This is a genomic window from Streptomyces sp. NPDC041968 (genome assembly GCF_055589025.1).
The window spans coordinates 37,040-60,364 of record NZ_JBVJCB010000017.1 but is presented as its reverse complement, the minus strand read 5'-3'; the positions used below and the strand labels follow the sequence as shown (position 1 = coordinate 60,364).

Annotated in this window: 19 protein-coding genes and 1 other RNA gene; 16 read left to right on the top strand and 4 right to left on the bottom strand. The window is 72.4% G+C overall.

All coding sequences use genetic code 11. The features are described from left to right. Nucleotides 1–28 precede the first annotated feature (28 nt). The 4 genes from ftsX to ssrA all read left to right on the top strand — a co-directional run bounded on the left by ftsX (nucleotide 29) and on the right by ssrA (nucleotide 3,243). Entirely contained in the window at nucleotides 29–946 is a 918-nt protein-coding gene (ftsX, locus tag ACZ6EG_RS31755) for a permease-like cell division protein FtsX (protein WP_053131875.1), read from the top strand. Between the two features lie 68 nt (nucleotides 947–1,014). Continuing rightward, nucleotides 1,015–2,187: a S41 family peptidase gene (locus ACZ6EG_RS31750; RefSeq protein WP_391968237.1), complete on the top strand. Its 1,173-nt coding sequence runs from the start codon at nucleotides 1,015–1,017 to the stop codon at nucleotides 2,185–2,187. A 77-nt stretch (nucleotides 2,188–2,264) separates the two neighbouring features. Further along, nucleotides 2,265–2,744: an SsrA-binding protein SmpB gene (gene smpB / locus ACZ6EG_RS31745; protein WP_383640061.1), complete on the top strand. Its 480-nt coding sequence runs from the start codon at nucleotides 2,265–2,267 to the stop codon at nucleotides 2,742–2,744. Between the two features lie 99 nt (nucleotides 2,745–2,843). Then, nucleotides 2,844–3,243, top strand: a transfer-messenger RNA (tmRNA) gene (gene ssrA / locus ACZ6EG_RS31740). 47 nt (nucleotides 3,244–3,290) lie between these two features. Here ssrA and ACZ6EG_RS31735 read toward each other — a convergent pair. Then, nucleotides 3,291–4,604, bottom strand: coding sequence for an MFS transporter (locus ACZ6EG_RS31735; protein ID WP_391968236.1), 1,314 nt, complete (start codon nucleotides 4,602–4,604; stop codon nucleotides 3,291–3,293). 83 nt (nucleotides 4,605–4,687) lie between these two features. Between ACZ6EG_RS31735 and ACZ6EG_RS31730 the strand changes: the two genes are divergently transcribed. From ACZ6EG_RS31730 to ACZ6EG_RS31705, 6 genes are all read left to right on the top strand, one after another. Then, nucleotides 4,688–5,659, top strand: coding sequence for a LysR family transcriptional regulator (locus tag ACZ6EG_RS31730; RefSeq protein WP_391968235.1), 972 nt, complete (start codon nucleotides 4,688–4,690; stop codon nucleotides 5,657–5,659). Between the two features lie 511 nt (nucleotides 5,660–6,170). Then, entirely contained in the window at nucleotides 6,171–7,598 is a 1,428-nt protein-coding gene (locus ACZ6EG_RS31725) for a DNA polymerase III subunit gamma/tau domain-containing protein (protein WP_469609827.1), read from the top strand. Next, complete coding sequence (locus ACZ6EG_RS31720) at nucleotides 7,598–9,793, top strand: bifunctional polysaccharide deacetylase/glycosyltransferase family 2 protein (RefSeq protein ID WP_391968233.1); 2,196 nt, start codon at nucleotides 7,598–7,600, stop codon at nucleotides 9,791–9,793. Before ACZ6EG_RS31725 ends, ACZ6EG_RS31720 begins: the two co-directional genes overlap by 1 nt. Next, a complete protein-coding gene (locus ACZ6EG_RS31715; RefSeq protein ID WP_391968232.1) occupies nucleotides 9,790–11,208 on the top strand; it encodes an acyltransferase family protein in 1,419 nt (472 codons plus the stop codon). The genes ACZ6EG_RS31720 and ACZ6EG_RS31715 overlap by 4 nt, the downstream gene beginning before the upstream one ends. 144 nt (nucleotides 11,209–11,352) lie before the next feature. Beyond that, nucleotides 11,353–12,714 carry a nitrate/nitrite transporter gene (locus tag ACZ6EG_RS31710; RefSeq protein WP_391968231.1) on the top strand — a complete coding sequence of 454 codons (1,362 nt, stop codon included), beginning with the start codon at nucleotides 11,353–11,355 and terminating at the stop codon, nucleotides 12,712–12,714. A 104-nt stretch (nucleotides 12,715–12,818) separates the two neighbouring features. Further along, on the top strand, nucleotides 12,819–13,970 hold the full coding sequence (locus tag ACZ6EG_RS31705; protein WP_469609822.1) for a uroporphyrinogen-III synthase: 1,152 nt from the start codon (nucleotides 12,819–12,821) through the stop codon (nucleotides 13,968–13,970). 41 nt (nucleotides 13,971–14,011) lie between these two features. On the opposite strand, the gene ACZ6EG_RS31700 is transcribed toward ACZ6EG_RS31705, so the two are convergent. Together ACZ6EG_RS31700 and ACZ6EG_RS31695 are read right to left on the bottom strand one after the other, a co-directional pair. After that, the gene (locus tag ACZ6EG_RS31700; protein ID WP_469609819.1) at nucleotides 14,012–14,194 is read right to left on the bottom strand and encodes a hypothetical protein; all 183 of its coding nucleotides are present in this window, start codon (nucleotides 14,192–14,194) and stop codon (nucleotides 14,012–14,014) included. Continuing rightward, the gene (locus ACZ6EG_RS31695) at nucleotides 14,194–14,415 is read right to left on the bottom strand and encodes a hypothetical protein (RefSeq protein WP_391968228.1); all 222 of its coding nucleotides are present in this window, start codon (nucleotides 14,413–14,415) and stop codon (nucleotides 14,194–14,196) included. The genes ACZ6EG_RS31700 and ACZ6EG_RS31695 overlap by 1 nt, the downstream gene beginning before the upstream one ends. A 215-nt stretch (nucleotides 14,416–14,630) precedes the next feature. Here ACZ6EG_RS31695 and ACZ6EG_RS31690 point away from each other — a divergent pair, with 215 nt between their 5' ends. From ACZ6EG_RS31690 to ACZ6EG_RS31665, 6 genes are all read left to right on the top strand, one after another. Next, entirely contained in the window at nucleotides 14,631–15,221 is a 591-nt protein-coding gene (locus tag ACZ6EG_RS31690) for a CGNR zinc finger domain-containing protein (RefSeq protein WP_391968227.1), read from the top strand. 184 nt (nucleotides 15,222–15,405) lie between these two features. Next, a complete protein-coding gene (locus ACZ6EG_RS31685) occupies nucleotides 15,406–15,930 on the top strand; it encodes a sigma-70 family RNA polymerase sigma factor (RefSeq protein WP_007450155.1) in 525 nt (174 codons plus the stop codon). 71 nt (nucleotides 15,931–16,001) lie between these two features. Continuing rightward, complete coding sequence (locus ACZ6EG_RS31680) at nucleotides 16,002–16,781, top strand: zf-HC2 domain-containing protein (RefSeq protein WP_391968226.1); 780 nt, start codon at nucleotides 16,002–16,004, stop codon at nucleotides 16,779–16,781. An 82-nt stretch (nucleotides 16,782–16,863) separates the two neighbouring features. Continuing rightward, the gene (locus ACZ6EG_RS31675; protein ID WP_469609815.1) at nucleotides 16,864–19,191 is read left to right on the top strand and encodes a HelD family protein; all 2,328 of its coding nucleotides are present in this window, start codon (nucleotides 16,864–16,866) and stop codon (nucleotides 19,189–19,191) included. A 434-nt stretch (nucleotides 19,192–19,625) separates the two neighbouring features. Continuing rightward, nucleotides 19,626–21,041, top strand: coding sequence for an NAD-dependent malic enzyme (locus ACZ6EG_RS31670; RefSeq protein ID WP_391968224.1), 1,416 nt, complete (start codon nucleotides 19,626–19,628; stop codon nucleotides 21,039–21,041). Nucleotides 21,042–21,393: 352 nt separating this feature from the next. Continuing rightward, nucleotides 21,394–21,675 carry an HU family DNA-binding protein gene (locus ACZ6EG_RS31665; RefSeq protein ID WP_003990598.1) on the top strand — a complete coding sequence of 94 codons (282 nt, stop codon included), beginning with the start codon at nucleotides 21,394–21,396 and terminating at the stop codon, nucleotides 21,673–21,675. A gap of 188 nt (nucleotides 21,676–21,863) precedes the next feature. Here the strand turns inward: ACZ6EG_RS31665 and murA are convergent, their stop codons facing one another. Continuing rightward, entirely contained in the window at nucleotides 21,864–23,210 is a 1,347-nt protein-coding gene (gene murA, locus ACZ6EG_RS31660; protein ID WP_053131822.1) for a UDP-N-acetylglucosamine 1-carboxyvinyltransferase, read from the bottom strand. Between the last annotated feature and the right edge of the window lie 115 nt (nucleotides 23,211–23,325).

Here is a 23,325-nt window from a genome sequence, read left to right as displayed (position 1 = left end):
GAGCAACGGAAAGGCTTGACGAGACGCCATGCGCGCCCAGTTCGTCCTCTCGGAGATCGGTGTCGGTCTCCGTCGCAATCTCACGATGACCTTCGCGGTCATCGTCTCGGTCGCCCTGTCCCTGGCCCTGTTCGGCGGTTCACTGCTGATGAGCGACCAGGTCAACACCATGAAGGGCTACTGGTACGACAAGGTCAACGTCACCGTCTACCTCTGCAACAAGAGCGACGCGAAGTCCGACCCCGCCTGTGCCAAGGGCGCGGTGACCGAGGACCAGAAGAAGCAGATCCTCGCCGACCTCGACAAGCTGTCGGTCGTGGACAAGGTGACGTACGAGTCGCAGGACGAGGCGTACAAGCACTACAAGGACCAGTTCGGCGACTCGCCGCTGGCCAGTTCGCTCACGCCGGACCAGATGCAGGAGTCGTACCGGATCAAGCTGAAGGACCCGGAGAAGTACCAGGTCATCGCGACCGCCTTCGAGGGCCGGGACGGCGTGCAGTCCGTGGCGGACCAGCGCGCGACCCTGGACAGCCTCTTCGAACTCCTCAACGGTATGAACTGGGCCGCGCGCGCGGTGATGGCGCTCATGCTGGTCGTCGCGCTCATGCTGATCGTGAACACCGTGCGGGTCTCGGCGTTCAGCCGGCGGCGCGAGACCGGCATCATGCGGCTGGTCGGCGCCTCGGGCTTCTACATCCAGGCGCCGTTCATCATGGAGGCCGCGGTCGCCGGGCTCATCGGCGGCGGGGTCGCCTGCGCGTTCCTGGTCGCCGCGCGGTACTTCCTCATCGACCACGGGCTCGCCCTGTCCGAGAAGCTGGCCCTGATCGACTTCATCGGCTGGGACGCGCTGCTGACGAAGCTGCCGCTCATCCTCGCCACGAGCCTGCTGATGCCCGCGTTGGCCGCGTTCTTCGCGCTGCGCAAGTACCTGAAGGTGTGACACATGCCAAGAGGGCCGAACGGGCAAGCGACCGTTCGGCCCTCTCGCCTTGTCCTAGACTCACCGGCATGTCAGGTCGTGACCTGTTCTGTCAGCCCCGCCGCGCACGCCACGGGGCCACCCTGACCTTGCTGTTCGCCGGTGTACTCGTCGCGGGCGCCGCCACCGGCTCGCTCCCCGGCGGCGACCGGAAACCCGCGCCCGACACGGCCCGCCCGGCCGCTCCCGCCGGACGGCAGGAGCAGGTGGCCCGCGCCGCCGCCGAGGCGATGGCCGACGGCAAGTCCCCCGTGGAGGCCGCCGAACAGGCCGTCAGCCGCAGCGGCGACCGCTGGGGAGCCGTCTACTCCCCGGGCGAGTACGAGGAGTTGGAGGAGGCCCTCGACGGCCGGTACACCGGGGTCGGGCTCTCCGCGCGCCGCGAGCGCGACGGCCGCATCGAGGTGACGCGGGTGCGTTCCGGGTCGCCCGCCGCCGGCGCCGGGATCCGCGAGGGCGACCGGCTGCGCAGCGTCGACGGCGAGCGGGTCGACGGACGCCCGGTCACCGAGGTCGTCTCGATACTGCGCGGCGACACCGAGGCCGAACCCGCCGGCACCGCCGTCCGGCTCGGCCTGGAACGCGGCTCGCGCTCCTGGACCAGGACCGTCCGCCGGGCCACGCTGTCCACCGACCCCGTGGCCGTGCGCACACTCGCCGGCGGCGTCACCGTCGTCAAGGTCACCTCCTTCACCAAGGGGGTCGGCGCACAGGTGCGGGCCGCCGTCGCGCGGGTGCCGTCCGGCGCGGGCGTCGTTCTCGACCTGCGCGGCAACAGCGGCGGCCTGGTGGCCGAGGCCGTGACCGCCGCCTCCGCCTTCCTCGACGGCGGTCTGGTCGCCACCTACGACGTCGACGGCGAGCAGCGGGCCCTGCACGCCGACCCCGGCGGCGACACCGGCAGACCCCTGGTCGCGCTCGTCGACGACGGCACGATGAGCGCGGCCGAGCTGCTCACCGGAGCCCTCCAGGACCGCGGACGCGCCGTCGTCCTGGGCTCCCGCACCTTCGGCAAGGGCTCGGTGCAGATGCCGAGCCGGCTGCCCGGGGGCTCGGTGGCCGAGCTGACCGTCGGGCACTACCGCACCCCCTCCGGCCGCGGCGTGGACGGCACGGGCATCACACCCGACCTGGTGGTCGACCCGGCCGGCCCGGCCGCGCTGGACCGGGCGCGGACGGTGCTCAGCGGACTGGGGCGGTAGGCGGGCGCTCCCGTCGGCGCCCCTCCCGTAATCGGCTTTCCGCGGGCCCCCTCCCTAGTGCCAAAATGGGCGGCACTATGGCTAAGGAAAAAGGGCGCAAGCTGATCGCGCAGAACAAGAAGGCGCGGCACGACTACCAGATCCTCGACACCTACGAGGCAGGCCTGGTCCTGTCCGGGACCGAGGTGAAGTCGCTGCGCCAGGGGCGTGCGTCGCTGGCCGACGGCTTCGTGCAGCTGGACGGCAACGAGGCGTGGCTGCACAACGTGCACGTGCCCGAGTACAGCCAGGGCACCTGGACCAACCACAGTGCCCGCCGCAAGCGGAAGCTGCTGCTGCACCGCGTGGAGATCGACAAGCTGGAGTCGAAGTCCCAGGAGACCGGTCACACGATCGTGCCCCTGGCGCTCTACTTCAAGGACGGCCGGGCCAAGGTGGAGATCGCGCTGGCGCGCGGCAAGAAGGAGTACGACAAGCGGCAGACCCTGCGGGAGAAGCAGGACCGCCGCGAGGCGGAGCGCACGATCTCGGCGATCAGGCGCAAGCAGCGGGCCTGACCTCCCGGCAGGGGAAGGAATAGGCTGGCACCCGCGTGCGTTGGTCACGTACGATGGTGAACGCACCCCACGCGGGTGCGCGGATTGAAAAATCAACATGGGGATGATCGGTTTCGACAGCGGCTGTCGAAGCAGGGGAAGCGTGTCGAGGAAGCGGCCATGATCTCGTAAACCACAGGCCGAAAAAAATAATCGCCAACACCAAGCGCGATTCCTCCCAGCAGGCCTTCGCCCTCGCTGCCTGATCTCAGGTAGCGAAGCGAGCCTCCTACTACGGGAGTGTCAGCCCGGGGCTGTTCCCGACCCGGATCCTGGCATCAGCTAGGGGACTAAACCTTGATCCCGGTCACGGGGTGAAGAGGGAAACCAAACAGTGACTGAGCCCGTCGGAGACTTGTCCGCGTGATCTCCGGGGCTGAGAAAATCGAAGCGGACTGCACACGGAGAAGCCCTGATTCCGCACCGTTGGACGCGGGTTCGATTCCCGCCATCTCCACAGTTCCCATGTGGGCCAAGGCCCCGCCGCTCCACGCGGCGGGGCCTTCGTCATGCCCGCGGCCCGTGCGCCGCACCCCGGGCGGAGGAGGCCAGGGCGAGCAGCAGGGCCAGCGCCGCCGCCGTGACCGGGACGCCGTAGCCGGCCGTGGGGGAGGCGTGTTCCACCGTCCAGCCGCCCGCCGCGCTGCCGCAGGCGATGCCGCCGAGCAGACCCGTCACCGCCAGGGTCATCCCCTCGTTCAGGCGCCCCTCCGGGGTGCGCTGCTGGACCAGGGTCATCGTGGTGACCATCGTCGGGGCGGTCGCCATCCCGGCGACGAGCAGCGTGAGCGCCAGCAGCGGCAGGGAGCCCGTGAGCGACGCCGCGATCAGCGGCAGCGTCAGCAGGGCGGCCATCGCGGCGACGCACCACGGCAGGCGGTGCTCGGCCGACCCGGTGGGCCTCGTCGCCCCGTACACCAGCCCCGCCGCGCAGGAGCCGGCCGCCTGGAGTCCGAGGACCACACCGGCGGCCGCTCGGTGCCCCTGTGCGTCCGCGAACGCGATCGTGACGACCTCCATGGCCCCGAACACCCCGCCCGTCGCCAGGCACACGGCCAGCAGCGGCGGGATGCCGGGGACGCGCAGGGGCGCCTTCGCGGTCGGGCGCGGCCGGGCCGGCGGCTCGGTCGAGCGCTGGGCGGTGAAGACCAGCATGCCGGTCACCAGCAGGACCACGCCGACGAGCGTGCCCGCCTCCGGGAACCACGTCGTGCACAGGAACGCGGCGAGGACCGGCCCCAGCATGAAGCACAGCTCGTCCGCGGCCTGCTCGAAGGAGTTCGCGGTGTGCAGGGCCTCGGCGGCGTCCCTCCTGCCCCGCAGCAGGTGGGCCCAGCGGGCGCGGGCCATGCCGCCGGTGTTGGGCGTCGTCGCGGTGGCCGCGTACGCGGCGAACAGCGTCCAGGCGGGCGCGTCGTACCGGACGCACAGCAGCAGGGCGAGCGAACCCAGGGCGGCGACCAGGGTGGCGGGCAGCGCCACCCTGGCCTGGCCGTGCCGGTCGACGAGTCGCGCGGTCCACGGCGCGACGACCGCCGTCGCCGCCAGCCCCGTCGCGGTGACGGCGCCGGCCAGGGCGTAGGAACCGTGCTCCCCGGCGATCATCACGACCGCGCTCACGCTGAACATGCCCATGGGCATCCGCGCCATGAGATTCCCGATCGTGAAGCCGCGGGCGCCGGGGGTGGAGAGGAGACGCCGGTACGGGCCGGGCGGCCGGTGCCGGGAGCGCGGACGGAAGTCGGCGGCGACCAGGGTGTCCGCCGTCAGGGACAGGAGGGCGGGGGGCGTGGACGGGCGTACGGAAGGCGGTTGCGGCATGCGCCCACCGTCGCCCCGGGGTGATCACGGGGTCCAACACCTTCTCCCGCCCCATTCACGCACCCCTGTTGTAAGTTCGCCGGATGCCCGCACCCGCCCACCTCGATCCCCGCCTCCTGCGCGCCTTCGTCACCGTCGCCGAGGACCTGCACTTCACCCGCGCCGCCGCCCGCCTGTACGTGGCCCAGCAGGCGCTCAGCAGGGACGTACGGCGCCTGGAGCGGGAACTGGGCGCCGAGCTGTTCGTCCGGACCACCCGGCAGGTGACCCTCACGGCCGACGGTGAGCGGCTGCTGCCGTACGCCCGCCGCGTCCTCCAGGCGCAGGACGACCTTCTGGCCGCCTTCGGGCAGGCCCGCCCGCTGCTGGTCGACCTCAACTCCCCGGGGCTGGCCACCCACCGCCTGGTCCTGGAACGGGCCCGGGACCTGGCGCCCCAGGCGGAGCTGATGGCGCGTTACGAGAGTGGACTGACCTACGCCGCCGCCGAACTGCTCGCGGGCCGCCTCGACGCCTCCTTCGGCCGGTTCGCGGGCCTCTCCCCGGCGCTGCGGGCCGGCCTCGGCCACCAGCCGGTGCGCTACGAGCCCATGGCGGTCGTCCTGCCCGAGAACCACCCGCTGGCCCGGCTGGCACAGGTGCCGCTCGCCGCGCTCGCGGGCGAGACCGTGTACGCCGGCGCCGGCAACCCGCGGACGCCGGAGTGGACGGACCTCGCGCACCACCTGTTCGAGGGACGCGGCATCGCGGTGGCACCACCCGTTCCGCTGGCCGTCGGGGAGGAGGAATTCCAACGGATCATGGACAAGACGCGCAATCCGATCCTCGCCGTGGCGAGCTTTCCGGCCATGGCGTCGACGGTGGTGCGCCCGCTCGTCGATCCGGTGCCGCTGTCGCCCGTATCACTGGTGTGGCGAAAGGGGCTGGTACACCCGGCCCTTGACGCGCTCCGCCGGGCGGCGGCGCAGGTCGCGGCGGAGGAGGGCTGGTTGCGCCGACCCGCCGAGGGGTGGATTCCGGCCGTCGACGCCGGTGTGATGTCCGCCCATAAGTGACACGTGGGAACCACACATCCTCCGCGTGCGCTACATTCTTGACCTGAGCACGGTGTGGTACAGGGGGCGCTCGAACCAGGTGAGGGCCGGTTCGGCCGGCGAGTGCTCGGCGTCGTACGCGCACCCGGAACCGTCCCGTGGGGGGAAGTGCGTGCGCGTGAAGAAATGGCAAAAAGACGCCCAAGCGGAGGAGTCCGAGACTGTGTCCGGGATGCGCGATTTCCCGGGTTCGGGACAGGATGCCGATGCCACCGACGTGTTTGCGCCCACTCGGGCCTTTCCGGTGACCGATGAGATTCCGCACGCCGCGATGCCGCCCGGCTCGTCCGCTTCATTCGGTTCGTCCGTCCCGGGCGGTGGGTTCGCCGGCTCCGCGGGTCAGGACGGGGGCGGCGCGGGATGGTTCGGGGCCGCCGGTGACGCCGCGCGTCGCCCCGGCGCGGGCCTCGGGGGTGCCGCCGCGGGTGCCGGCGGGGCGTGGAGTTCCGCCCAGCCGTCATCGGAGACCGCCGTGACCCGACCGCTCGACCCCCACGGGAGCGCGGGCGCGACGGAGATCCTCGGCTCGCGGACGGGCGGGGACCGCACGGGCACGGACCGAATAGGCGGCGACCGCACCGGCATGGACCGAACGGACGGGGGACCGGCCCACGCGTACCCGAGTCCGGCGGGCGGCAGCCCGGCGGGCTGGGGCGCCACGGGCGGGAGCCCGGCCACCGACCCGTCGCACCGGCCCCGGATCACCTGGGGCAGCCCCACCCCGGCGACCGACACGGACCAGGCCGGTGTCCACCCGGCCGTTCCGAGGCAGCCGGGCGTGAACCAGGCCGTTCCGAGGCAGCCGGGCGTGAACCAGGCCGGCCCCAACGCGGCCGGCGCGGACCCGACCCGTGCGCACCAGGCCCGGACCGCCCCCGTCAGTCCCCCCGTCAGCCCCCCCGTCGGCGTCACCCCCGCCGGGAACCGCCCGGGTGACACCGGCGTGGACGCCGACGTGACCGACATCCTCCCCCCGGTCGTCCCGGGCTCCCCGGCCGAACCGACCCGCGCCTTCCCGACGAGCGTGTCCGGCCCCGCCACCACCGTCCTCCGCGACCCCTGGCAGGAGACCCCGGACGTCGACGCCGTCGTCGCCGACGCCGGCGATCACACGCACGACCCGCACGAGGTGACGGTCCAGCTCGACGCCGTCCAGCTCGGCGACGGCGTGATCCGCCGGGCCGAGAGCGGGCAGCACCGCAAGAGCCGCTCGGAGAACTCCGACGGGCCCGTCTTCGTCGACGCCTCGGGACGCCGCAACCGCCTCTACCGACGCCTCGGCATAGCCGTCGGCGTCGCCTGCGCGGTCTACGCCGTGGTCATCGTCTCCACCCTGCTGTCCGGCAACTCCAACGCGCCCTGGCTGCCCGTGGAGGGCCAGCAGGAGGGCAAGCCGGCCGGCCAGGTCGACACCACGCCGCTGCCCTCGCAGTCGGCGCCGCCCTCCGGCACCGGCAGCGCGGCCCCGCAGACCAGCCCCACCACCGACGGCGGAGTGAGCACGACGCCCGGCTCCGGCGCCTCCGCGCCCGGCACGTCCGGCACCGCGCGGCAGCCCGGCACCGGCACGGGCTCCGGTCCCTCGGAGACCGGGGCCGGCACCCAGCCGGGCGGCGGCGCCACCGATCCCGACCCGACGCAGTCGACGCAGGCGCCGCCCCCCGCCAGCCCGGACCCGTCGGTCCCCACGGGGGGCGGCGAGCCCACCGGCGAACCGACCGGCCCCACCGTCGACCCCACCACCGGCACCGACCCGGGCGGCGATGACACGACCGTCAACGGTGCGGGAGACCCGCTCTCCGCCGCCGGGCCCGCCGACGGGCCCGCGGCCGTCGCCGGACCAGCGGGTCCGGACCACACCTCCACGTCCTCGTCCCTGTCCCCGGAGAACACCCTCTGATGGCATCCCGCACCCGCCGTCACGGGGCCGCGCGCCGCGCCCGTGAGGGCTCTCGCCGCCGCCTGCCCTTGCGCCTGCTGCTTCCGCTGCTCGTCCTGGTCGCCCTGGCGGCCATGCTCATGCTGCGCGGTTACGTGCACAGCGAGATCCTCGCCGACCACCGCGTCCAGCCGCCCGCCGCCACCGACCGGGTGCCGGAGAAGATCCTCGAGGGCGGCCCGGTCATCGACGTGCGGGGCGGCCGCACCGAGAGCCTGAGCGTGCCCGACCACCACCTGGTCCTCACGTTCGACGACGGCCCCGACCCGACCTGGACCCCGCGGGTGCTGGACGTGCTGAAGAAGCACGACGCGCACGGCGTCTTCTTCGTCACCGGCACCATGGCCTCCCGCTACCCCGACCTCGTCCAGCGCATGGTCGACGAGGGCCACGAGGTCGGCCTGCACACCTTCAACCACCCCGACCTCTCCTTCCAGTCGAAGGAGCGCATCGACCGGGAGCTGTCGCAGAACCAGCTGGCGATCACCGGCGCGGCAGGCATCCGCACCTCGCTCTTCCGGCCGCCGTACTCCTCCTTCGCCGACGCCATGGACAACAAGTCCTGGCCGGTCACCGAGTACATCGGCAGCCGCGGCTACATCACCGTCGTCAACAACACCGACAGTGAGGACTGGCAGCGGCCCGGCGTGGACGAGATCATCCGCCGCGCCACGCCGAAGAACGGCGACGGCGCCATCGTCCTGATGCACGACTCGGGCGGCGACCGCAGCCAGACCGTGGCCGCGCTGGACCGGTTCCTGCCCGACCTGCAGAAGAAGGGCTACGAGTTCGACAACCTCACCGAGGCCCTGGACGCGCCCAGCGCCATGAGCCCGGTGACCGGAGCCGAACTGTGGAAGGGCAAGGCCTGGGTCTTCCTCGTCCAGGCGTCGGAGAAGCTCACCGACGGCCTGGTGGTGGGGCTCGCGATCATCGGCACCCTGGTCATCGGCCGCTTCGTGCTGATGCTGCTGCTCTCCGGCATCCACGCCCGCCGGGTCCGCCGCAAGGGCTTCCGCTGGGGCCCACCGGTGACCCAGCCGGTGACGGTGCTGGTCCCGGCGTACAACGAGGCCAAGTGCATCGAGAACACCGTCCTGTCGCTGATGGCCAGTGACCATCCCGTCGAGATCATCGTCGTCGACGACGGCTCCACCGACGGCACGGCACGGATCGTCGAGGCGATGGGACTGCCGGGCGTCCGGGTGATCCGCCAGCTCAACGCGGGCAAGCCCGCCGCGCTCAACCGGGGCCTGGCCAACGCCAGTCACGACATCGTCGTGATGATGGACGGCGACACGGTCTTCGAACCGTCCACCGTCCGCGAACTCGTCCAGCCCTTCGGCGACCCGAAGGTGGGCGCCGTGGCCGGCAACGCGAAGGTCGGCAACAAGGACAGCCTCATCGGCGCCTGGCAGCACATCGAGTACGTGATGGGCTTCAACCTGGACCGCCGGATGTACGACGTGCTGCGCTGCATGCCGACCATCCCGGGCGCCGTGGGCGCCTTCCGCCGCTCCGCCCTCGCCCCCATCGGCGGCATGAGCGACGACACCCTCGCCGAGGACACCGACGTCACCATGGCGCTGCACCGCGCCGGCTGGCGCGTGGTCTACGCCGAGAACGCCCGCGCCTGGACCGAGGCCCCCGAGACCGTGCAGCAGCTCTGGTCGCAGCGCTACCGCTGGTCGTACGGCACGATGCAGGCCATCTGGAAGCACCGCCGCGCGGTGATCGAGAAGGGCCCCTCGGGCCGCTTCGGCCGCGTGGGCCTGCCCTTCGTCTCCCTGTTCATGGTCCTGGCCCCGCTGCTGGCGCCGCTGATCGACGTCTTCCTGCTCTACGGCATCGTCTTCGGCCCCACGCAGAAGACGATCACGGCGTGGCTGGGCGTCCTCGCCATCCAGGCGGTCTGCGCGGCGTACGCCTTCCGGCTCGACCGCGAGCGCATGACCCACCTGATCTCGCTGCCGCTGCAGCAGATCCTCTACCGCCAGCTCATGTACGTCGTGCTGCTCCAGTCCTGGATCACGGCGCTCACCGGCGGCCGGCTGCGCTGGCAGAAGCTGCGCCGCACCGGTGTCGTCGGGGCGCCCGGCGGCACCGTGCCGCAGCAGCGTGCGGCGCGTCACGACGATCGGAGGCCCGTGGCATGACCCACGGACACACGACCGGTACGGGTGCGAGCCCGGAACCGGCCGGCAGCCCCTACGGCACCCCGTACGCGGGTGGCCCGGGCACAGCCGCGGGGATGCCGAACGGGGCCACCGGAATGCCGGACGGAGCGGCGGGGACGCCGTACGCCGTCCCGCGGCAGCGCACGACGGAGCCCGCGCCGGTTCCCGCACCCGCGACCGTCCCCGCGACCGCCATCGCGGCCGAGCCCGCCCCGGCCGCCCCCGCCGCCGGGAAGGGCGGCCGCGACCGGTACCTGGACCTGCTGCGCTCCATCGCCCTGGTCCGGGTCGTCGTCTACCACCTCTTCGGCTGGGCCTGGCTCTCGGTGGTGTTCCCGTCGATGGGCGTGATGTTCGCGCTCGCCGGCTCGCTGATGGCACGTTCGCTGAAGCGTCCGGCCCTGGGCGTGATCCGCGGGCGCGTGCGCCGGCTCCTGCCGCCGATGTGGGTGTTCGCCGTCGTCGTGCTGACGATGATGTTCGCCAACGGCTGGAACCCCGCGGACGACCCCGACCGCGGCGGCACCTGGGGCCTGATCGAGCTGTTCAACTACCTCGTCCCGATCGGCGCCCCGCCCTACCCCTGGCACGTCGGCTCCGCGTCCGGCCTGCTGGAGGACACCTGGGCGGTGCAGGCCGCGGGGCCGCTGTGGTACCTGAGGGCCTACCTCTGGTTCGTCATCGCCTCGCCGCTGCTGCTGTGGCTGTTCCGCAAGGCCCCCTGGCCGACGCTGCTGGCCCCGCTGGCGCTGACCGCGGTCGTCGGCACCGACCTGGTGAAGATCCCCGGGGAGACCGGCAACGCGGTCACCGACTTCGCGGTCTACGGCGGCTGCTGGGTCCTGGGCTTCGCCCACCACGACGGCCTGCTGAAGCGGATCCCGCGGTACGTCTCCGTCTCCTGCGCCTCCCTGGTCATGGCCTTCGGCCTGTGGTGGGCCTCGAACCACCTGGGCCCCGACGGCTGGGACCTCAACGACATCCCGCTGGCCCAGGCCACCTGGTCGTTCGGGTTCGTCGTGATCCTGCTCCAGTACTCCCCGTCGTGGCAGGAACTCCCCGGCCGCCTGGCCAGGTGGGACAAGCTGGTGACCCTCTCCAACAACCGCGCGGTCACCATCTACCTGTGGCACAACCTGCTGATCATGGCGACGGTGCCGATCATCGACCTGGCCTACCAGCTCCCGTTCATGCAGAGCGAGCGCGCGGTCGGCGCCCTCGACAGCGCGTACACGATCTGGATGTTCGCCCTCGTCTGGCCCCTCATCGGCCTGATGGTCCTGGCGGTCGGCTGGGTCGAGGACCTCGCGGCGAAGCGGAAGCCGCGGCTGTGGCCGAACGGCACGAAACGCGCCGCGGCCCCCTCGCGTTCCCGGGCGGCCCACCGGGGCTGACGGCGGGCCGTGCGGCGACCTCTCACCGCCCCCCGGTGCCGGGTGAGAGCAACGTTCCCTCGCGGTCATCCACAGCCCCACAGGCCCGAAACGCGTGCTGCCTACCGTCGGTGCAACCGAGCTACGGAGCACCGTGGAGGCGTCATGACAGTCCCTGGCGGCCGCTGGATCCAGCACTGGGATCCGGAGGACGAGACCTTCTGGAAGGAGACGGGGGAGCGCGTCGCCCGGCGTAACCTCTTCTTCTCCGTCCTCTCCGAGCACATCGGGTTCTCGGTCTGGACGCTGTGGTCCGTGCTGGTGCTCTTCATGGGCCCGGAGTACGGGCTGACGCCGGCCGACAAGTTCCTGCTGACGTCCGTGGTGACGCTGGTCGGGGCCGTGGTCCGGGTGCCGTACACCTTCGCGGTCGCGGTCTTCGGCGGGCGGAACTGGACGATCATCTCGGCCGGGCTGCTGCTCGTGCCGACGGTCGCCGCCTTCCTGGTCATGGAGCCCGGGACGTCGTACTCGACCTTCCTCCTGGTGGGCCTGCTCGCGGGCGTCGGCGGCGGCAACTTCGCCTCCTCCATGACCAACATCAACGCCTTCTTCCCGCTCCGGAAGAAGGGCTGGGCGCTCGGCCTCAACGCCGGGGGCGGGAACATCGGCGTGCCTGTCATCCAGCTGGCCGCCCTCGCGATCATCGGGGCGAGCGGCGGTCCGCGGGTCCTGCTCGGCATCTACATCCCGCTGATCCTGGTCGCCGCCGTCCTCGCCGCCTGCTTCATGGACAACCTCGCCACCGTGAAGAACGACACCGGGGCCGCCAAGGACGCCGCCCGGGACGCCCACACCTGGATCATGGCGGTGCTGTACATCGGCACGTTCGGCTCCTTCATCGGCTACAGCTTCGCCTTCGGGCAGGTGCTCCAGACCCAGTTCGGGCGCACCCCGCTCCAGGCGGCGTACCTCACCTTCATCGGCCCGCTGCTCGGCTCGCTGATCCGGCCGCTGGGCGGCAGGCTCGCCGACCGGTACGGCGGCGCGCGGATCACGCTGTGGAACTTCGTCGCCATGGCCGCCGCCACCGCCGTACTCGTCGCGGCCAGCATGGCCGGGTCGCTCGGGCTGTTCGTGGCCGTCTTCGTCGTCCTGTTCGTGCTCAGCGGGCTCGGCAACGGGTCCACGTTCAAGATGATCCCCGGCATCTTCCAGAACAAGGCGCTGGCCCGGGGGCTGACCGGCGAGGAGGCCGTGGCGCACGGGCGGCGGCTCTCCGGTGCCTCCATGGGCCTGATCGGCGCGGTCGGCGCGCTCGGGGGCGTCGCCATCAACCTCGCCTTCCGGCAGTCCTTCCTCTCCCTCGGCTCGGGCACCGGCGCCTTCGTCGCCTTCCTCGCCTACTACGCCGTCTGCTTCGCCGTCACCTGGGCGGTATACCTTCGCCGTCCGGCCCCGCCGGTGCCGGACGGCCCGTCGCACCCGGCCGAGCCGAAGGCCCGGCTCAGCTACGCCGAGGTATGACGTAACACTGGTGACATGAAGCGGAACCGAGCCTGTCACGCACCGTTGACAGGCTCGGTCGCCGTGCACGCAGCACGACGACCGGGACGATCGGGACGAGAGTGATGGACGACGAACGACAGCGATCCGACCACGGCCCCCTCGCCGGATTCACCGTGGGCGTGACCGCCGCCCGCCGGGCCGACGAACTGGGCGCGCTGCTCCAGCGGCGCGGTGCGGTAGTCCTGCACGCCCCGGCGCTCAGGATCGTGCCGCTCGCCGACGACAGCGAGTTGCTGGCCGCGACCAAGCAGCTCATCGACCAGGCGCCGGACGTCGTCGTCGCCACCACGGCCATCGGCTTCCGCGGCTGGGTCGAGGCCGCCGACGGCTGGGGGCTCGGGGACGCCCTGCTGGAGCGGCTGCGGTCCGTGGAACTGCTCGCCCGGGGGCCCAAGGTCAAGGGCGCGGTCCGGGCCGCCGGCCTGACGGAGGAGTGGTCACCGGCCTCGGAGTCCATGGCCGAGGTGCTGGACCGGCTGCTGGAGCAGGGCGTCGACGGGCGCCGGATCGCGGTCCAGCTGCACGGTGAGCCGCTGCCGGGGTTCGTGGAGGCGCTGCGGGCGGGCGGCGCCGAGGTCGTCGGGGTGCCGGTGTACCGGTGGCTGCCGCCGGAGGACCTCGGCCCGGTCGACCGGCTGCTGGACGCGGCCGTCTCGCGGGGCCTGGACGCCGTGACGTTCACCAGCGCGCCCGCCGCGGCCTCCCTCCTGTCCCGTGCCGAGGAGCGCGGCCTGCTGCCCGAGCTGCTCGCCGCGCTCGGCCACGACGTGCTGCCCGCCTGCGTGGGCCCGGTCACCGCGGTGCCGCTCCAGGGGCACGGCATCGACACGGTCCAGCCCGAGCGCTTCCGGCTCGGCCCTCTCGTGCAGCTGCTCTGCCAGGAACTGCCGGGCCGTGCCCGGGCCCTGCCGGTCGCCGGGCACCGGCTGGAGATCCGCGGCCACGCGGTGCTCGTCGACGGGGAGCTGCGGGCCGTGCCGCCCGCCGGCATGTCCCTGCTGCGGGCGCTGTCCCGGCGGCCCGGCTGGGTCGTGCCCCGCGCGGACCTGCTGCGCGCCCTGCCGGGCACCGGCCGCGACGAACACGCCGTCGAGACGGCGATGGCCCGCCTGCGTACCGCCCTCGGCACCCCGAAGCTGATCCAGACGGTGGTCAAGCGCGGCTACCGCCTGGCCCTGGACCCGGCCACGGACGCCAAGTACACGGACGGGTGAGGCGTGCCCCGTGCGGGTGGCGTCCGCGCGGGGCACGCCTCTCACCGGGAGTCGACCATGCGGTACTCGACGGCGGTCTCCCGCGGCTTGTCCTGCGGGTCCAGCACGGCGAGCGCCTGGCCCTGGAACTCGTCGGTGACCACGTCCCGCTTCGTGGCGTCGTAGCGGGCCTCCTCGTCGTCGGGCGTGATGTCGAAGCCGCTCAGGTACCGCGGCTTGAGCATCAGCTCGCTGGTGTGCGCGGTCGGGAAGAGGCCGAGCGTGCCCCGTCGGCGAGCTTCAGCGCGTACACCTCGGGGTGGGCCGGCTCCGCGGCGAAGTACGTCTCGGCCGCGTACTCCGCCAGGTCGTCGTCGGGGCCCTCGTCGTGGACCTCGCTCGAGCCCTTCGAGGGGGGGAGCGCCGGGGACTTCGAGGACGGCCCGGCCGGATCGGCCCCAAGCACCCGTCTCACGGTACGAGTCGCGGGCCGGTGCCCCGAGTCGGGGGCCGGGAGGCGCCCGGCCCGCCCCGCGCCCGGCCGGTGCGCCGGCCCCGCTCACGGCAGGGCGGTACGGGGGGTTCCGGGCGCGGGAGCGGGCAGGCACTGTAGAGGGAGCGAACCACATGGTCCCCCCTCCGGCCCGCCCCACCGGTCAACCCCTAGGCGGTGACAGGAACATGGCACTGGGTACGGCCACCGACCCGTACGAGCTGCGGTTCGACACCGGGCGGATCTGCCTGGACCTCATCGCCACCACCCACCCCGTGGAGCGGCTGGAGTCCGTCGAGGTGCTGCGCGCCTGGATCACCGGCTCCGGACTCGTCCCGCCCGGCACCCCGCTGACCCACGCCGATCCCTCCTGGCTGACCGCCTTCCGCGAACTGCGCCGCGAGACGACGAGACTGGTGCGCGGCCGGCCGGCGCCCCGGGCCCACCCGTACGACCTCGCGCTCGACCGCGTCAACACCCTCGCCGCCGCGGCGCCCCCCGCCCCGCGCGCGGTCCACGGCGAGGACGGCGCGCTGGTACGGGAGCTGACCGGGCCGCCGGAGTGCGCCGCCCTCCTCGGCGCCCTCGCCCGGGACGCGGTGGAGCTGCTCACCGACCCCGTCGCACGGGCGAGCCTCAGGCAGTGCGAGGGCGACAACTGCCCGATCGTCTACGTGGACACCTCCCGGGGCCGACGCAGGCGCTGGTGCTCCAGCGAGATCTGCGGCAACCGCGAACGCGTCGCCCGGCACCGCAGGCGCGCCGCCCTCGCCCGGTAAGTCCCCCCGCGTCCCCTTCGTCACGCGTCCCTCGGAAAACTGTCGACGCGCTTTGAACGCCCCGCACTTCGCGCACGTACCGGATGGGCGAGCGATCGACTGGGGGAACCCCCGGACATCGGAGGTGGGCGTGCGCAAGGATTCCGTCGTGGCCGGTGAACGTGGTGCGAGGGCCCGACATCGCATGTCCCAGTCGTCCTCGGAACCCGACGAGGAGCTGATGCGCGCCCTCTATCGGGAGCACGCGGGCCCCTTGCTGGCGTACGTGCTGCGGCTGGTCGCGGGGGACCGGCAGCGCGCCGAGGACGTCGTCCAGGAGACGCTCATCCGTGCCTGGAAGAACGCCGGTCAGCTCAACCGTGCGACCGGATCGGTACGCCCCTGGCTGGTGACGGTCGCCCGGCGCATCGTCATCGACGGCCACCGCAGCCGGCAGGCCCGGCCGCAGGAGGTCGATCCGTCGCCGCTGGAGGTCATCCCCGCGGAGGACGAGATCGACAAGGCGCTGTGGCTGATGACGCTGTCGGACGCGCTCGACGACCTGACCCCGGCTCACCGTGAGGTCCTCGTCGAGACGTACTTCAAGGGGCGTACCGTCAACGAGGCGGCGCAGACACTGGGCATACCCAGCGGCACCGTGCGCTCCCGGGTGTTCTACGCCCTGCGTTCGATGAAGCTGGCTCTGGAGGAGCGGGGGGTGACGGCGTGATGAGCGGGTACGGGGGAGTTCAGGGATTCGGCGGGGGATTCGGCCCGGGTGATACGGGTAATTCTGTCCCCATGCAGGGATCACCGGCGCCGAACGAGCACGAGACCGTCGGCGCCTATGCCCTCGGCATCCTCGACGACGCGGAGGCCACCGCCTTCGAGGCCCACCTCGCCGGCTGCGAGTGGTGCGCCCAGCAGCTCGACGAGCTGGCCGGCATGGAGCCGATGATGGCCGCGCTCGCGGACCTCCCCGGCACCGGCACACCCGCGATCGCCGAGTCGCTGACGGTGAAACCGGGCCCGCGGCTGGCGGAGAAGCTCGTCGACGAGGTCGCCGAGCGCCGGGCGAGCAAGCGGCGCCGCAACTTCTACCTGGTGGGCACCGCGGCCGCGCTGATCATCGGCGGCCCGTTCGCCGCGGTGGCGACCACCGCAGGCGGTGACGACGGTGGTGGCGGCCGGAAGACCGAGGCGACGCGGACGGCCGCCGGCCCCGCCGAGTCCGCCTTCGCCGCCATGCCCGACCGGGTCACCGCGACCGACCCGGCCACCGAGGTCAGCGCGACCGTGGCGCTGGAGAAGAAGGCCTGGGGCACCGAGGCGGTCCTGGAACTGAAGAACGTCAAGGGACCCCAGAAGTGCTCCCTGATCGCCGTCGGCAAGAACGGCGAGCGCGAGACGCTCAGCTCCTGGACCGTCCCGGACTGGGGGTACGGCATCCCGGACGCCACCACCGAGAAGGCGAAGAAGCCGCTCTACGTGCACGGCGGCGCCGCCTTCGAACCCAACCAGATCGACCACTTCGAGGTCATGACCTTCGACGGCGAGCGGCTGGTGGAGGTGGACGCGTAGCGCGGGCACCCGGCGTGGCGTAGCTTCCGGCGCCCCCTTCGCGTACCTTTGACGGCTGCCCAGCACGTCAGAAGGGGGCCCGGTGGCCGCACAGGCGCAACAGGACTCAGCGGTCGACTCGGTGCACGACTCCGTACGGGAGAAGTCCGCACGGGAGGACTCCGTACGGGACCGAGAGATCAGCGTGGAGCAGGCACACCTGGACCGGGTGTACCGCCGGCTCGAGGAGAAGATCCACGAGGCCGAGTTCCTCATGCACGACGCCGCCCAGCGCGGCCACGTCGGCACGCCCGGCGCACTGGCCGAGCGCGACGCGCAGGTCTTCCGGGCCGGCGTCCACCTCAGCCGTCTGAACAACGAGTTCGAGGACTTCCTCTTCGGCCGGATCGACCTGCTGCTCGGCAAGGACGGCAAGAAGGGCCCGGACGGCGCGTACACGGCGGTGGAGCCCGCCGAGGGCGCCCTGCGGCCCGACCGGACCGCCGACATCGCCGAGACCCTGCACATCGGCCGCATCGGCGTCCTCGACGAGGACTACGCGCCGCTGGTCATCGACTGGCGGGCGCCCGCCGCCGCCCCGTTCTACCGGTCCACGCCGGTCGACCCCGGCCGGGTCGTGCGCCGCCGGGTGATCCGCTCCAAGGGGCGGCGCGTCCTCGGGGTCGAGGACGACCTGATGCGGCCCGAGGTCCGCGCCAGCCTGGACGGCGAGGAGCTGGCCGTCGTCGGCGACGGCGCCCTGATGGCCGCCCTCGGCCAGGCCCGCACCCACTCCATGCGGGACATCGTGGCCTCCATCCAGGCCGAGCAGGACCTGGTCATCCGCGCCCCCGCCGCCTCCGTGACGTACGTCGAGGGTGGCCCCGGCACCGGCAAGACCGCCGTCGCCCTGCACCGGGCGGCGTACCTGCTCTACCAGGACCGGCGCCGGTACGCGGGCGGCATCCTGATCGTCTCGCCGACCCCGCTGCTGGTGGCGTACACCGAGGGCGTGCTGCCCTCCCTCGGCGAGGAGGGGCAGGTCGCGATCCGCGCGATCGGCTCGCTGGTCGACGGCGCCGAGGCCACGCTGTACGACTCCCCGGCCACCGCCCGCGCCAAGGGCTCCTCGCGCATGCTCCGGGTGCTGCGCAGGGCCGCGCGCGGGGCGCTGGAGCCGGAGGGCTCGCCGACCCTGCTGCGGGTCGTCGCCTTCGGCCGCCGCCTCGAACTGGAGGGCGAGGAGCTGGCCGGCATCCGCCGCACCGTCCTCGGCGGCACCGCGCCCGTCAACCTGCTGCGCCCCCGCGCCCGCCGGCTGATCCTGGACGCGCTGTGGCAGAAGTCGGGCGCCGGTACCCGGCACTCCGACCCCGAGCTGACCGCCGAGCTGCGCTCCTCCTTCGACGAGGACGTCAGCTCCGAGGACCCGTTCATCGCCTTCCTCGACGCCTGGTGGCCGGAGCTGACCCCGGGCGCGGTGCTGGCGGCCATGGCGGACGAGCGGCGCCTGGGCCGCTGGGCCCGGCGGATCCTCAACCCGGGCGAGGTCCGCAAGGTGGCCCGCTCGCTGCGCCGCGAGGGCCACTCGGTGCACGACATCGCCCTGCTCGACGAGCTGCAGGCCGTGCTCGGTACCCCGGCCCGCCCCCGCAAGCGGCGCGAGCTGGACCCGCTGGACCAGCTGACCGGCCTGGACGAGCTGATGCCGCAGCGCGAGGAGACCCAGTGGGAGCGCGCCGAGCGCCTCGCGCAGGAGCGCACCGAGTACGCGCACGTCATCGTGGACGAGGCGCAGGACCTCACGCCCATGCAGTGGCGGATGGTGGGCCGCCGCGGCCGGCACGCCACCTGGACCGTGGTCGGCGACCCGGCGCAGTCCTCGTGGTCCGACCCGGACGAGGCGGCGGCGGCCCGTGACGAGGCGCTCGGCACCCGCCCGCGACGCCGTTTCGAGCTCAGCGTGAACTACCGCAACCCGGCGGAGATCGCCGAGCTTGCGGCCAGGGTGCTCGCCCTCGCCATGCCGGGTTCCCCGTCCCCGACGGCGGTGCGCTCCACCGGCGTGCAACCGCGGTTCGCGGTGGTGGAGGAGAGCCTCGCCCGGGCGGTCCGGGCGGAGGCGGCCCGGCTGCTGGACCTCGTCGACGGCACCGTCGGTGTCGTGGTCGCGATGAACCGCCGCGAGGAGGCCCGGCGCTGGCTGGCCGGACTCGGCGACCGCGTGGTGGCGCTCGGCAGCCTGGAGGCCAAGGGCCTGGAGTACGACGCCACGGTCGTCGTCTCGCCCGCCGAGATCGCCGACGAGTCGCCCGCCGGGCTGCGCGTGCTCTACGTCGCCCTGACCCGGGCCACCCAGCAGCTGACGATCGTCTCCGGCGAGCGGGACGAACCGGACGCCGCGGGGGTGCCGGACCTGCTCCGCGACTGAGGCGCCCAAGCGGGGACCGCCCGCACCGGAGCATGCGAGAGGCCCGCGCCGTCGGCGCGGGCCTCTCGTCTCGTTCAGGTGGCACCGACCCGCCATGCTCGCCTCGCGGCAAGTGGTCGCTCGTAGCGACGAAGGTTGGGCCCGGGGGCTTGGATCGGGCCGGTGCCACGTCCACGGTAACAAACGATCCCCGCAAGACAATTCCCCTCCCGCGGGTTCTTTCGCGGACCCGGGCGCCGCTTCGGGTTCCCCCTTCCGTACGGGCCCGACTTCTCGTATGGTGGAAGTCGTTTTCCGAAAGTGTCGCCCTCCGGTGCGGGAACGGCGCGCGAACTCAAAGTTCGCAATCCGGGGCGGCTACCACGTACTCGGTGGTAGGTGCGACGATCGGACGGCACAACGCAGCTACACGGTGAAAGCAGAGGAAGTCGGCCATGGCAACGGCGCCCAGCGTCTCCTACTCGATGACGGTCCGACTGGAGGTGCCCGCGGGCGGGACCGCGGTCTCGCAGCTCACCACCGCGGTGGAGTCCGCCGGCGGCTCCGTCACCGGCCTCGACGTCACGGCCTCCGGCCACGACAAGCTCCGCATCGACGTCACCATCGCCGCCGGTTCGACCGCCCACGCCGACGAGATCGTGGAGCAGCTGCGGGGCATCGAGGGCGTCAGCCTGGGCAAGGTCTCCGACCGTACCTTCCTGATGCACCTCGGCGGCAAGATCGAGATGGCGTCCAAGCACCCCATCCGCAACCGTGACGACCTCTCCATGATCTACACGCCCGGCGTGGCCCGCGTCTGCATGGCGATCGCCGAGAACCCCGAGGACGCCCGCCGCCTGACCATCAAGCGCAACTCCGTTGCGGTCGTGACGGACGGCTCGGCGGTGCTGGGCCTCGGCAACATCGGTCCCAAGGCCGCGCTGCCCGTGATGGAGGGCAAGGCGGCCCTCTTCAAGCGCTTCGCCGGCATCGACGCCTGGCCGATCTGCCTGGACACGCAGGACACCGACGCGATCGTCGAGATCGTCAAGGCCATCGCCCCGGGCTTCGCCGGCATCAACCTGGAGGACATCTCCGCCCCCCGCTGCTTCGAGATCGAGGCCCGGCTGCGCGAGGCCCTGGACATCCCGGTCTTCCACGACGACCAGCACGGCACCGCGATCGTCGTCCTCGCGGCCCTGACCAACGCCCTGCGCGTCGTCGACAAGCCGATCCAGAACGTCCGGGTCGTCATGTCCGGCGCCGGCGCCGCCGGTACGGCCATCCTGAAGCTGCTGCTGGCCGCGGGCGTGAAGAACGCCGTCGTCGCCGACATCCACGGCGTGGTGCACTCCGGCCGCGCGGACCTGGTCGACGCCGCGCCCGAGTCGGCGCTGCGCTGGATCGCCGACAACACCAACCCCGAGGGCCTCACCGGCACCCTGAAGGAGGCCGTGCACGGCGCGGACGTCTTCATCGGCGTCTCCGCACCGAACGTCCTGGACGGCGAGGACGTGGCGGCCATGGCGGACGGCGCGATCGTGTTCGCGCTCGCGAACCCCGACCCCGAGGTCGACCCGGCGATCGCCCGGCAGACCGCGGCCGTCGTCGCCACCGGCCGCTCGGACTTCCCGAACCAGATCAACAACGTGCTGGTCTTCCCGGGCGTCTTCCGCGGTCTGCTGGACGCCCAGTCCCGCACGGTCAACACCGAGATGATGCTGGCCGCCGCGCACGCCCTCGCGGACGTGGTGACCGAGGACGAGATCAACCCGAACTACATCATCCCCAGCGTCTTCAACGACAAGGTCGCCGGTGCCGTCGCGGGCGCCGTGCGCGAGGCGGCGAAGGCCGCCGGGGTGGTGGCGTAGTTTCCCCGGACGCGGGCAGGCGGCCTGTGGCGTGGTGGTGAGGATCATCACGGCGGGCCGCCCCACCGGCGCGTCGCGGAACGGACGGCCTCGGATCGCCCTCTAGGGTGGCGCAAGGCTCAGGCCCTCTCATCGTGTGACTCCCAAGGGTGTTCTCACGACTCCTGGGGGTGCCGGATTGGCTTTACCGCCGCAGGTGGAGGCAGGATGCCTCCCTGGGCGCGAGGGTCTGACGACCGACCCGGGTCCGGGGAGTGTCCGAGGCCCCTGGCAGCATCGGCATCGCTGTGCCCAACATGCGGCTCCGCCGCGTGGCACGCCTCAACGGCAAGAAGAACACGGGAGTAACAACATGAACCGCAGTGAGCTGGTGGCCGCGCTGGCCGACCGCGCCGAGGTGACCCGCAAGGACGCCGACGCCGTGCTGGCCGCGTTCGCCGACGTCGTCGGCGACATCGTCTCCAAGGGCGACGAGAAGGTCACCATCCCCGGCTTCCTGACCTTCGAGCGCACGCACCGTGCCGCTCGCACCGCCCGCAACCCGCAGACCGGCGAGCCGATCCAGATCCCGGCCGGCTACAGCGTCAAGGTCTCCGCGGGCTCCAAGCTCAAGGAAGCCGCCAAGGGTAAGTAAGCGCTCCGCTTCGAGCGCCGGGTTCTGCGCGGGCCGTTCGCACGGTGTACGGGTCGTCCTGCGGCCGCGGGCCGTGTGGGGCCGGTCGCGCAGTACCCCGCGCCCCTTCCGGGGCGCACAGCACAACGCCGATGGGGCGGTCACCCGGACTTGGGTGACCGCCCCATCGGCGTCGGTGCGGTGGCGGGCTAGCCGAGCGCCTTGCCCGGCAGCTCCACCTTGGCTCCCAGCTCCATGAGCTTGTCCATGAAGTTCTCGTAGCCCCGGTTGATCAGGTCGATGCCGTGGACCCGGGAGGTGCCCTGGGCCGCGAGGGCGGCGATGAGGTAGGAGAAGCCGCCGCGCAGGTCGGGGATGACCAGGTCGGCGCCCTCCAGCTTGGTCGGTCCGGAGACGACCGCCGAGTGCAGGAAGTTGCGCTGGCCGAAGCGGCAGTCGGAGCCGCCGAGGCACTCGCGGTAGAGCTGGATGTGGGCGCCCATCTGGTTGAGCGCGGAGGTGAAGCCGAGACGGGACTCGTAGACCGTCTCGTGGACGATGGACAGGCCCGTGGCCTGGGTCAGGGCGACCACCAGGGGCTGCTGCCAGTCCGTCTGGAAGCCGGGGTGCACGTCCGTCTCCAGGGCGATGGACTTCAGCCGGCCGCCCGGGTGCCAGAAGCGGATGCCCTCGTCGTCGATCTCGAAGGCGCCGCCCACCTTCCGGTAGGTGTTGAGGAACGTCATCATCGAGCGCTGCTGGGCGCCGCGCACGTAGACGTTGCCCTCGGTCGCCAGCGCCGCGGAGGCCCAGGAGGCGGCCTCCAGGCGGTCCGAGAGGGCGCGGTGGGTGTAGCCGCCCAGCTCGTCCACACCGGTGATGCGGATGGTGCGGTCGGTGTCCATCGCGATGATCGCGCCCATTTTCTGCAGGACGCAGATCAGGTCCTCGATCTCCGGCTCCACGGCGGCGTTGGACAGCTCCGTGACGCCCTCGGCCAGCACGGCCGTCAGCAGCACCTGCTCGGTGGCGCCGACGGACGGGTACGGCAGCCGGATCTTCGTGCCGCGCAGCCGCTGCGGGGCCTCCAGGTACTGGCCGTCCGCGCGCTTCTCGATCTTCGCGCCGAACTGGCGCAGCACCTCGAAGTGGAAGTCGATGGGCCGGCCGCCGATGTCGCAGCCGCCGAGGCCGGGGATGAAGGCGTGCCCGAGGCGGTGCAGCAGCGGGCCGCAGAACAGGATCGGGATGCGCGACGAGCCCGCGTGGGCATCGATGTCGGCGACGTTCGCGCTCTCCACGTGCGAGGGGTCGAGCACCAGCTCGCCGGGCTCCTCACCGGGACGGACGGTCACCCCGTGCAGTTGCAGCAGTCCGCGTACGACCCGCACGTCGCGGATGTCCGGCACATTGCGCAGCCGGCTCGGCGCACTGCCCAGCAGGGCGGCCACCATCGCCTTCGGCACGAGGTTCTTCGCACCGCGGACCCGGATCTCGCCCTCGAGCGGGGTTCCGCCGTGGACAAGCAGTACGTCATCAGCGCCGTTGACGGTCATGAATCTCGCGTTCCGTGGGGTTCGGGCAGGGGCCAGAAGGGAAAGGGTAATCGCCTTGTACCCCAGCCGAGTAAGTCCGCGCACGGCCGACCGACGTCATGGGTTTGTCACAACA